At 70.9% G+C, this 9,794-nt stretch carries 9 protein-coding genes and 2 pseudogenes; 4 read left to right on the plus strand and 7 right to left on the minus strand.

Annotation, left to right across the window (positions count from 1 at the left end):
- The first annotated feature begins 196 nt into the window (after window positions 1-196).
- Together J0670_RS19360 and J0670_RS19365 are read left to right on the plus strand one after the other, a co-directional pair.
- Window positions 197-1,060 carry a helix-turn-helix transcriptional regulator gene (locus tag J0670_RS19360; RefSeq protein ID WP_279383038.1) on the plus strand — a complete coding sequence of 288 codons (864 nt, stop codon included), beginning with the start codon at window positions 197-199 and terminating at the stop codon, window positions 1,058-1,060.
- Complete coding sequence (locus J0670_RS19365; RefSeq protein ID WP_207812886.1) at window positions 1,053-1,244, plus strand: DUF397 domain-containing protein; 192 nt, start codon at window positions 1,053-1,055, stop codon at window positions 1,242-1,244. The genes J0670_RS19360 and J0670_RS19365 overlap by 8 nt, the downstream gene beginning before the upstream one ends.
- Before the next feature lie 309 nt (window positions 1,245-1,553).
- Here the strand turns inward: J0670_RS19365 and J0670_RS19370 are convergent, their stop codons facing one another.
- The 4 genes and pseudogenes from J0670_RS19370 to tnpA form a co-directional block, all read right to left on the minus strand.
- The gene (locus tag J0670_RS19370; RefSeq protein ID WP_207812887.1) at window positions 1,554-1,784 is read right to left on the minus strand and encodes a hypothetical protein; all 231 of its coding nucleotides are present in this window, start codon (window positions 1,782-1,784) and stop codon (window positions 1,554-1,556) included.
- A gap of 331 nt (window positions 1,785-2,115) precedes the next feature.
- Window positions 2,116-2,370, minus strand: coding sequence for a DUF397 domain-containing protein (locus J0670_RS19375; protein WP_307806589.1), 255 nt, complete (start codon window positions 2,368-2,370; stop codon window positions 2,116-2,118).
- A gap of 18 nt (window positions 2,371-2,388) precedes the next feature.
- Window positions 2,389-2,493, minus strand: a pseudogene (locus J0670_RS39975) (transcriptional regulator); the annotation flags it as partial.
- 140 nt (window positions 2,494-2,633) lie between these two features.
- Complete coding sequence (tnpA, locus tag J0670_RS19380; protein ID WP_207812893.1) at window positions 2,634-3,065, minus strand: IS200/IS605 family transposase; 432 nt, start codon at window positions 3,063-3,065, stop codon at window positions 2,634-2,636.
- A 25-nt stretch (window positions 3,066-3,090) separates the two neighbouring features.
- On the opposite strand from tnpA, the gene J0670_RS19385 reads away from it, so the two are divergent.
- Together J0670_RS19385 and J0670_RS19390 are read left to right on the plus strand one after the other, a co-directional pair.
- Window positions 3,091-4,326 carry an RNA-guided endonuclease TnpB family protein gene (locus J0670_RS19385; protein WP_207812888.1) on the plus strand — a complete coding sequence of 412 codons (1,236 nt, stop codon included), beginning with the start codon at window positions 3,091-3,093 and terminating at the stop codon, window positions 4,324-4,326.
- 325 nt (window positions 4,327-4,651) lie between these two features.
- A complete protein-coding gene (locus tag J0670_RS19390) occupies window positions 4,652-5,887 on the plus strand; it encodes an MFS transporter (protein ID WP_207812889.1) in 1,236 nt (411 codons plus the stop codon).
- 298 nt (window positions 5,888-6,185) lie between these two features.
- Here J0670_RS19390 and J0670_RS39320 read toward each other — a convergent pair.
- The 3 genes and pseudogenes from J0670_RS39320 to J0670_RS19400 all read right to left on the minus strand — a co-directional run.
- A pseudogene (locus tag J0670_RS39320) lies at window positions 6,186-7,481 on the minus strand (MFS transporter); the annotation flags it as partial.
- A gap of 380 nt (window positions 7,482-7,861) precedes the next feature.
- A complete protein-coding gene (locus J0670_RS19395; protein WP_207812890.1) occupies window positions 7,862-8,461 on the minus strand; it encodes a TetR/AcrR family transcriptional regulator in 600 nt (199 codons plus the stop codon).
- 83 nt (window positions 8,462-8,544) lie between these two features.
- Window positions 8,545-9,507 carry a quinone oxidoreductase gene (locus J0670_RS19400; protein ID WP_207812891.1) on the minus strand — a complete coding sequence of 321 codons (963 nt, stop codon included), beginning with the start codon at window positions 9,505-9,507 and terminating at the stop codon, window positions 8,545-8,547.
- Window positions 9,508-9,794: the final 287 nt, after the last annotated feature.

Raw genomic sequence — 9,794 nt, forward strand, 5'->3', positions numbered from 1 at the left:
AAAGTGGACACGGCTGCTCTGCGGTGCCTGCCAGCAGGCGTTACTGACGACCCGTCGGATCGCTGTGAGATCGACCATAACGCAGCTGAGTATCCAATTTTCCACTCTTCGCGAAAGTTCACCCTACGGTGGTAACCGGTGGACCTACGCTCAACGAGAGCGGCAGACTGACCACACTGACCTTCGGAAGGAACCCATGCCTCCACGCTCCAACCCGACACTCCGCCAACGCAGGCTTGGCACCGAGCTGCGGAGGATGCGCGAGCAGGCAGGCTTCGGTGGCTCGGAACTTGGTCGCATCGTCGGCATGAGTCCAGCCCAGGTCACCCAGATGGAATCGGGACGGATCGGCATCAGCGCCGACCGCCTCCGTACCATCGCCGCCGCGTGCAACTGCGCCAACCCCCTGCTGGTCGATGCCCTCGCCGAGGTAGTCAGCGCACGCGGCAAGGGTTGGTGGGAGGAGTACCGCGAGGTCCTGACAACAGATTTCCTCGAAGTCGCGGAGATCGAGAGTTACGCGGAAGCGCTCTCAACCTGCACGACCACCTACATCCCCGGCTTGTTGCAGACCAGTGCATACGCCTCCGCCGTCTTCACGCGACCCTATCCGCCGTTGTCTCGTGCGGAGATTGACGTTCGCACGGCCTTCCGAGTGCAGCGGCAGCAGATTGTCCGCTCGGGCAAGGCGCCGCTTCAAGCGTTCATCCACGAAGCCGCACTGCGAATGCAGTTCGGCGGTCCCAAGGTGCTTGCGGAGCAGTTGGAGGCACTCGTCGAAGATTCCGAGCACCCGGGGATCTCGATCCGCGTAGTGCCGTTCGCTGTTGCCACTTTCCCAGGTGCCTCTGAGAACCTCACCTTCGCCAAAGGCCCGATTCCCGAGCTGGACACCGTCCAGATGGACGTGGCGCAAGGCGCACTCTTCTTCGACTCGCCAGCGGACCTGGCCAAGCATCGGGCGATCTTCTCCCGACTGGACTCCACGGCACTCTCCGAAGAAGGATCACGTGAGTTCATTCGATCCGTCATGAAAGATGTGGAAACTGCACATGCGTAGGTCAGATTGGCAGAAGTCCAGCTATAGCGCCGCGACCAATGAGTGCGTGGAGGTCCGCACGACTGACGGGCTGGTCGAAGTCCGTGAATCGGACGAAGGTCACCTCGTCATCCGCACCGCCCCGGCCGCCTTTGCTGCTCTCCTCCGTGGCGTCAAGGCGGGCGAATTCGACCACCACGTCTGACAACCAGGTAGCCGGGCCACGTTGTCGTGGCCCGGCTACCCGCCACCGCATCCAGGTCTGTCTTTCGCAGGTTCCCAGGAGTCGAGAACCTCTTCGGCGCCGCCCGGGTACGCCCCGGGCGGCGCCGATGGTGTTCAGGCGGTGGGCGCCAGTGTGCTGTCTGCGGGTGGGGGTGAGGATCTGGGCGACGGGCGCGGGGGTGTCGCCGTGGTGCCAGACGTTCGCCTGCTGTCTCTTCCCGTAGTAAGAGAAGCTGATTGAATGCCCCGCCCAGGCGAACCCGGACGGGGCCGCTGTCGGGGGCGCCGCTCAACGGGACTTCGGGACGACGAACCCTCGCGCCGGACCGGTCTGCTGCCGGGACCGGCCAGCGATGACTGTCAGTGCTTCATCGGTGATGTCCCGCCGGGTAACGGCATCGGTGCTGTCGTACACCCTCCAACGCCCGTCCGGGTTGTCGGGGTCTTCGGGGGAGACGATGCCCCGAAGACCCAGCTGCCGAAGGGTGTTGGCCACTTGCCGGGCTTCGTTCTCGTCCATGCGTCCCGCCCTTTCCGCGTTCGGTGCGCCCAGGTTAGTGGGCTTCGCCGCCCCCGCCCCCGTCACCGCCCCCGTTGCAGTGTGAGGCGCATGCCCCGGGGTTGATCGGCCCGCAGCCGCCCGGGATGGGGGTGTGGGAGCAGTTCGCGGCCACGGACACCAGGGCGCGCGTCGGGCCGGCCGGTACCGGTGCGAACGTGGCTTCGGGAAACACGCGGCCCACTCGAACGGATACGACCAGTCGGAGGCGGGGTCGTGAGCGGACTGGAAGGCATGTGACAAGGAGATCCCCGCCCGATCGGGCGGGGATCTCCTGGGACCTGAGGCTGGTTCAGACCTCGCCGAACTCGCCGGCCTGGACGGCGGCGATGAAGGACTCCCACCCGGAGGCGCTGATCCCCAACGCGGGGCCGCTCCGGTCCTTCGAGTCCCGGACCGGGACAACGCCGGATACGGCGAGGTTCAGCGCTACTTCAACGCAGTTCCCGCCGTCGCCTTCGGAGTGGGAGGACTTTTTCCAGTCGGCGTGTCGGTTGGGGTGGATCACTGGCATCCGGCTGTTAGTCACGTTGTTGAGCCCTCTCATGACGGCGCGGATCAGTCTGGCGGAGTCCCGGGCAGACAGAACCTCCGCCCGAAGGCGATCATAGGCCCGGGATACCTTGGCCACCGCCTCCTGGTCGTCGACGATAAGGCCCCTGCTCATGTTCTCCGAGTAGGCCTAGCGCTCGCCGCCCTCCAGTTCTATCTCTGATCTTGGCCAGTGTTCCGGCGTTTACGCCGGAGGTGAAGGCCATCCTTGCCCCGGAGGCGTGGAGCGCCGGAGTTCTCTGTGTCTCTGGGGTGACGTCAGGCTGTCGGGCGTTGCTGATTCTCGATGTATTGGCGTATGGCGGTGAGCGGTGCACCGCCGCATGAGCCCGCGAAGTACGAGCCGGACCAGAAGCGGCCGCCCCACAGGTGGCGGCGGACGTGGCTGTCGTACTCCTGTCGGAGTCTGCGGGAGCTGACGCCCTTGAGGCTGTTGACCAGCTTGGAGAGCTGGACCTTGGGCGGGTAGTGCACCAGCAGGTGTACGTGATCCTGCTCGCCGTTGAACTGCTTCAACTCGGCCTCGAAGTCCGCGCACACGTCCCGCATGATCTCTTCGCAGCGGGTCAGCATGGCGTCGGTGAAGGCCCCGCGCCGGTACTTCGTGACAAAAACCAAGTGGACGTGCAAGTTGTTGATGACGTGACGACCAGTTCGTACATCGGGATTCGGGTTCCACCTCGGTGACATAAACCAAGATGCTACGTTGGCCATCATGCAGCTTCGGTACGGCTTCCGCGTGTATCCGAGCGCCGGTCAGCGTGCTGCGCTGGCACGGTCGTTCGGGTGTGCTCGGGTGGTCTTCAACGACGCGCTGCGCGTCCGTGAGGACGCCCGCGCTGCCGGGCTGCCGTTCGTCACGTCGGCCGAGCTGTCCAAGCGGCTGACCGCCGCGAAGAAGACTCCCGAGCGCGTGTGGCTCGGTGAGGTGTCGTCGGTGATCCTGCAACAGTCGTTGCGGGACCTGGACACCGCATATCGGAACTTCTTCGACGGCCTCAAGGGCAAACGACCGAAGACGGGACCGCCCCGGTTCAAGTCCCGCAGGGACAGCCGGCAGGCGATCCGCTTCACCGCCAATGCGGGGTGGAGAATCACCGAGGGCGGGAAGCTGCGCCTGCCGAAGATCGGCGACGTGCGGGTGAGGTGGTCGCGGTCGCTGCCGTCGGTGCCGTCCACGGTGACGGTGGTCAAGGACGCCGCCGGGCGGTACTTCGCCTCCTTCGTGGTCGAGACCGACCCGGCCGTCGACCTTGAGCGGATGCCCGAGGCTGACGCCACCATCGGCATCGACCTGGGCCTCACCCACTTCGCCGTGCTCTCGGACGGCCGGAAGATCGACAGCCCGAGGTTCCTGCGCCGCGCCGAGAAGAAGCTGAAGCGCGCACAGCGGGCCCTGAGCCGCAAGGCGAAGGGGTCGAGGAACCGGGACAAGGCCCGGGTCAAGGTCGCCCGCGCTCATGGCCGGGTGGCCGATGCGCGGCGCGAGTTCCATCACCGGCTCTCCACCGAGTTGGTCCGCGAGAACCAAGCGGTCGCCGTGGAGGACCTGGCGATCAAGGCACTCGCCCGCACGCGCCTGGCCAAGTCCGTGCACGACGCCGGATGGTCGGCGTTCGTGACCATGCTGGAGTACAAGGCAGCCCGCTACGGGCGGGCCTTCCACCGCACAGGCCGCTTCGAACCGACCTCGCAGGTCTGCTCGAACTGCGGCGTCAAGGACGGCCCCAAGCCCCTCAACGTCCGCGCATGGACGTGCGGGGCGTGCGGGAGCGCCCTCGATCGGGACGTCAACGCGGCGGTCAACGTCGCCAAGGCCGCCGGACTGGCGGTGTCAGCCTGTGGAGCGAAGGTAAGACCGGAACGTGTTCCGGCACAGCGCGGTGAAGCAGGAACCCACCCGGAGCCCCGCCCGACAACGGCGGGTCAGACGGGAATCGCCCTCCTTTAGGTGGGCGAGGATGTCAAATGGGAGGCGGGTCCGAGATCTTCGAAGAGGACGACCCCAAGTACCTCAGGTTCCTTCAGACTCGGGCGGACGTGAACCACTCCGGCGCCGGAACCTCCTGACGGCTTACCGCCGTCGGCGCCGCCCGGGACCGTCCCCGGCTCCCGGCGCGGGCGGCGGGCCTGCTACGGTTCCGGGCATGTTCCTCCCCCGTGCGTAGCGGACCCGCCACGACCGTGCCCCCTCTCACCGGGCACGGCGCTCCGGTGTCCCCGCACGCCTTCGGGTACGGCCCCGCCCTGCCCGCCTTCGCCGAGGAACGTCTCCCTTGTCTTCGCCCAACCCCTCCTACGCCGCTGTCCTGCGCGCCCCGCACGCCGCCCGCACCTTCGGCGCCGCCCTGCTGGGCCGGCTCTCGTACGGGATGGTCCCGCTCGCCATGATGCTGGCAGTCCGGGACGCCACCGGCTCCTACCCGGTGGCCGGCACCGTGCTGGCCCTGTTCGGGCTGACCAGCGTCTTCCTCTCGCCGGCCCGTGCCGCCCTGGTCGACCGGTACGGCCCCCGGCGCGCGCTGGCGCCGATGGCCGCGCTGTACGCCGCTCTGCTGACCCTGGTGGCCGGCGTCACCTGGCGGCCGGGCGCGCCGCCGGTCCTGACGGGTGCTCTGGTGGTCGCCGCCGGTGCCTGCACCCCGCCGCTCGGGCCGGTGATGCGCACGCTGTGGCGGCGGCTGCTGCCGGACCAGGCGCTGCTTGGACGGGCGTACAGCCTGGACACCGTCGCCGAGGAACTGCTGTTCGTCAGCGGCCCGTTGCTGGTGGGGCTGCTGCTCGCTCTCGCCGGTCCGGCGGCCGGGGTGGCCGCGGGGGCCGGGCTCGTGCTGGCGGGCACCCTGGCACTGGTCGCCTCCCCGGCCGCGCGGCAGGCGGACCGGAGCGGGCCGGCCGCACCCGGCGAGCGCCCGCACGGCGGGGGAGAGCTGCGCCGGGCGGTACTCGCCTCGGCCGCGACCGGGCTGGCGCTCGGGGCGCTCGACCTGATGGTGGTGGCCTTCGCCGAGGAGCGCGGGCGGGCCGGGGCCCTCGCCTGGATCCTGGCGGCGCTCTCGGCCGGCAGTGCCGTCGGGGGACTGGCCTACGGCGCCGTCGGCTGGTCCGCCCCGAACCGGGCCCGGCTGCCGCTGCTGGTGGCCGGGCTGGGCCTGGCGCTGGCGGGCGCGGGGCTGGCACCGAACCTCCCCGTGCTGGCCGCGGCCGTCGCGCTGGCCGGGCTGTTCGTCTCACCCGTCATCACCACCGCCTACCTGATCGCCGACGAGACGGCCGCGCCACGGGCCCGCACCCGGGCCGGCGCCTGGGTGAACACCGCCTTCAACGCCGGCTCGGCGGGCGGCAGCGCGACCGTCGGCCTGCTGGTCGGCCGGCTGCCGCTGCCGCTGTGCTTCGCCCTGGCGGCCGCCCCCGCGCTGCTCTGCGCCGCGTCAACCGCCCACCGGCTGCGCGACTTTGGTGGCGACAGGTCGCTCCGAAAGTCGGATACCGGGGCTGATCTGCCTCTCTAGGCTCAGGGGCATGAAGAATCTGCTCGGCTTCGTGAGCTGCGCCCTCATCGTCGGAGGGATCACCGGCCTGCTCTCCGACCACCTCGGGGGCTTGCGCCTCTTCGGCTTCGTCCACTACCTGGTCCCGGGCGGCCACGAGAGCGCCGGGTACGCCGGGCTGGTGGTGCTGGGCACCGTCCTGGCCGTCGTCACCGGGCGGATCGGCCGCGCACGCTAGTGCTGCTCCGCGAACTTCCGCGAAGCGGCACTGGGAGCCGGGAACGCCGTCGGCGGCGGGGGAGGCGCCGAGGGCGGTGCCGCGGGTCTCCTCGGCCCACAGCACGGACACCAGCAGGCCCATCGCGGTGGCGCCGGCGGCGATCAGCATGGTGGGGCCGGTGCCGAGCCCGGACAGGGACAGCGGCAGCAGGTAGGTGCCCACGGCGGCGCCGATGCGGCTGACCGAGGTGGCGACCCCGACGGCGGTGGCGCGGATCTCGGTGGGGAACAGCTCGTTGGGGTAGGTCCAGTCGAGCACGTTGGGCCCGCCGCACAGGAAGGCGTACGCGCACAGCGCGAGCAGGGCGACGGCGGCGGGGGCGGTGGGCCACACGCCCAGCAGGGCGAGCGGGACGATCATCAGGGCGAAGGACCAGATGATGACCGGGCGCCGGCCGCGGGTGTCGATCAGGCGCAGCGCCGGGTAGCAGCCGAGGAGGAAGACGAGGCTGATCAGTCCGGTGCCCAGGGTCTCCATCATGTTGCCGCCGGGCATGCCGAAGGAGGAGAGGATCTGCGGGCCGAAGGTGAGCATCGCGAACAGCGGGCCGACCTGGAAGAGGAAGAACAGGCCGCAGAACAGGGTGCGGCGCCGGTAGGGCTGGGTCATCAGCAGGCGCAGTCCGGCGGGGCGGTGGCGTTCGGCGGGGTCGGGCATCAGTTCGCGCCCGTCGACCCGCACGCCGAGGTGCTTCTCGACCACGCGCACCGCGTCGCCGACCCGTCCGTTGGCGGCCAGCCAGCGCGGGGACTCCGGGGAGCCGCGGCGGATCACCAGGAACACCACGCACAGGACGGTGGAGCTGGCCAGCATCCAGCGCCAGCTGCCCGGTCCGGCCAGCTCCAGGAACAGGTAGCCGACCACGTAGGCGAGGACGGAGCCGGCGTACCAGGCGACGATCTGCTGGCCGAGCAGGCGCCCGCGGTGCTTGGAGGGCAGCCACTCGGCGAGCAGGGAGGTGGCGATGGGGTAGTCGGCGGCGACGGCCATGCCGAGGACGAAGCGCAGCACGGCGATCGCCCACACCGCGTCGACCCAGAACGAGAGCACCGAGCAGGCGACCATCACCAGCAGGTCGGCGGTGTACATCACCTCCCGGCCGATCTTGTCGGTCAGCACGCCGAACAGGGCGCCGCCGACGAACATGCCCACCAGGGCGGCGGCGCCGATCAGGCTGACCTCCGCGGTGGACAGGCCGAGGTCGGGGCGCATCCCGATCAGGGCGACGCCGACGATGCTCAGGATGTAGCCGTCCAGCAGGGGCCCGCCGGAGCAGGCGAGGGCCAGGCGGCGGTGGAAGCCGGTATACGGGGCGTTGTCGATGGTCTGGGACATGTGCTGGGGGTCCTCCGGAGCGTACGGCGACGCGGGGGGCCCGCTCACCGTGCGCCGGGTAGACGGCAGGGAAAGGCGCCGTCCGGGGCGGGCGGCGCCACCGCCCGGTCACAACGGGCGACCGTCCACGGTTGCCCGGGCCCGCACGGCCCGCCACCGGGCCGAAGGTCGACCGGATTCTTGACGAAGGTCCCGAAGCGGACGGGCCCTCGGCCCGTGCCGTAACGCCGCCCGCCCAGTCCTCACGGGCCCGGGCGCCGTTTTGGGGCCCGTTCCCGCGCCGGAGGTGACCCTTGTCACCTCAACGGTCTCAACGCGTGTCCCACGCCACACCATGGGCCGCATTGGTCCGGACCATGTGCTTCGGCCGGTGCCCCGGATCAGGGCGCGGGACGGGCCCCGCGCAGGCGTGCCAGGCCCGAGTCCAGGGCGGCCTCCAGGTGGACGTCGGAGCCCGTGGTCATCAGGATCAGCACCCCGCCCTGGACACCGGCCAGCAGCGCCGCCGCCTCGCGCCCGGCGTCCAGCCCCGGGTCCACCTCGCCGGCGTCCTGCATCCGGCGCACCCCCGCGGCGAGCTGTGCCTGCCACTGCGCCAGCAGCTCGCCGGCCACCGCCCGCGCCGCCTCGCCCGCTCCTGCCAGCTCGGACAGGGCCACGTGCAGCGGGCAGTCGACGCCCTGCGCGCGGTAGCGGGCGAGGACCTTGTCGCGCCACCGCTCCCAGGCCTGCCAGGAGGAGAGGGCGCCCAGCTCCGGCTGCTGGTCGTCGAGGACGCGCCGCGCCTCGTGGCGGGCCACGGCCAGCAGCAGTTCGTCCTTGCCGCCGGGGAAGTAGTGGAACAGCTGGCTCTTGCTGGTCGCGGTGCGGGCCATGACGTCCTCCAGGCGCAGCGCGAACACGCCCTGCTCGCGGATCTGCCCGGCGGCGCCCTCGACGATGCGCCGCCTGGTCGCGGCGCCCTTGCGGGTCAACGACACGTGCCCTCCCCGGTGCGAGCCGTCGGCTCCCACCGAGCCGGCTCTCATTGAAGCGCGCCGGGCGCGGGGGTGTCGGGGCAGGGTCACGGCAGGAGCAGCAGCTTGCCGGTGGTCGCCCGCGATTCGAGGTCCGTGTGGGCCCGGGCCGCCTCGGCGAGCGGGTAGCGGCCGGTGACGCGCGGGGTCAGCAGCCCGGCCTGGACCAGGTCGAACAGTTCGCCGGTGCGCCGCACCAGTGCCTCGTGGGTGGGGACGTGGTGGTGCACCACCGGGTACGTCAGGTGGATGCTGTTCGGCAGGTCGGTGGGCCGCAGGGTCGGCACGCCCATGAAGGGGCCGTAGTAGGCGTGCACTCCGTGCGGGCGCAGGGCCAGCTGGGAGGAGCGGAAGGTGTCGGTGCCGCCGCCGTCGTAGACGACGTCGGCTCCGCGTCCGGCGGTCAGTTCCCGCACCCGCTCCTCGAAGCCGGCGCCGGAGTGGACCAGCACGTGGTCGGCGCCGGCCTGCCGCGCGGCGGGGGCCTTGTCCTCGCGGGAGACCAGGCCGATCACCCGGGCGCCGCGGGCCTTGGCCAGTTGGGTGAGCAGCAGGCCCACCCCGCCGGCCGCCGCGTGCACCACGGCGGTGTCGTCCGGCCCGAGGGGGTAGGTCTCGGTGCTCAGGTGGTTGGCGGTCAGGCCCTGGAGCAGGAGGGCGGCCGCGGTCTCGTCCGGGACGCCTTCGGGCACCCTGACCAGGGAGTGGGCCGGGACGGTGAGGAACTCGGCGTAGCTGCCGGGGTGGTAGAACCAGGCGACCCGGTCGCCGGCGGAAAGTTCCGTGACCCCCTCGCCGAGGGCGGCGACGTAGCCGGCCCCTTCGGCGCCGAGGATGGCGGGGGCCGCCCAGCCGGGCCCGCCCTGCCTGCGGGCGCCGACGTCCATGAAGTTCACCCCTGCCGCCGCCAGCCGCACCAGGACCTCGCCGGGGCCGGGGGAGGGGGCGGGCAGCTTGGTCCAGCGCATGACCTCGGGGCCGCCGTGCTCCTCGATCCGGATCGCGTACATGGGTGCCACCTCTTCGTGTGGGCGTTTCCGTCAGGGACGGGCAGTACGGTAGGCAGCCGAAAATGGACCCACAAGTCCAAAACTCCTCCGGGGCGCGGGAGTTGGCGCACACACCCCCCGAGCGCACCTCGCGCTCGGGCCTCGACCGGCCGCCGGTGTCCCCTTCATGGCGGTACGTCAGGTTTCCGGTGGTGGTCCCTGCCGTCTGTTCGCGGTGGTGGGCGGGGTGGTTCACCGGGGCGTGGGCCGCAGGTCGTCCGTGCACGGTTGACTTCCCGCGGCCCGGG

It is taken from the genome of Streptomyces sp. FH025, from assembly GCF_017427025.1.
Classification (GTDB): domain Bacteria; phylum Actinomycetota; class Actinomycetes; order Streptomycetales; family Streptomycetaceae; genus Kitasatospora.

Coding starts and splice junctions, on each gene's coding strand:
- J0670_RS19400 (WP_207812891.1), bottom strand. CDS start 9,507: ATGTACGCGATCCGGATCGAGGAGCACGGCGGCCCCGAGGTCATGCGC.
- J0670_RS19375 (WP_307806589.1), bottom strand. CDS start 2,370: ATGAGAGGGCTCAACAACGTGACTAACAGCCGGATGCCAGTGATCCAC.
- J0670_RS19385 (WP_207812888.1), top strand. CDS start 3,091: ATGCAGCTTCGGTACGGCTTCCGCGTGTATCCGAGCGCCGGTCAGCGT.
- J0670_RS19365 (WP_207812886.1), top strand. CDS start 1,053: ATGCGTAGGTCAGATTGGCAGAAGTCCAGCTATAGCGCCGCGACCAAT.
- J0670_RS19360 (WP_279383038.1), top strand. CDS start 197: ATGCCTCCACGCTCCAACCCGACACTCCGCCAACGCAGGCTTGGCACC.
- J0670_RS19370 (WP_207812887.1), bottom strand. CDS start 1,784: ATGGACGAGAACGAAGCCCGGCAAGTGGCCAACACCCTTCGGCAGCTG.
- tnpA (WP_207812893.1), bottom strand. CDS start 3,065: ATGTCACCGAGGTGGAACCCGAATCCCGATGTACGAACTGGTCGTCAC.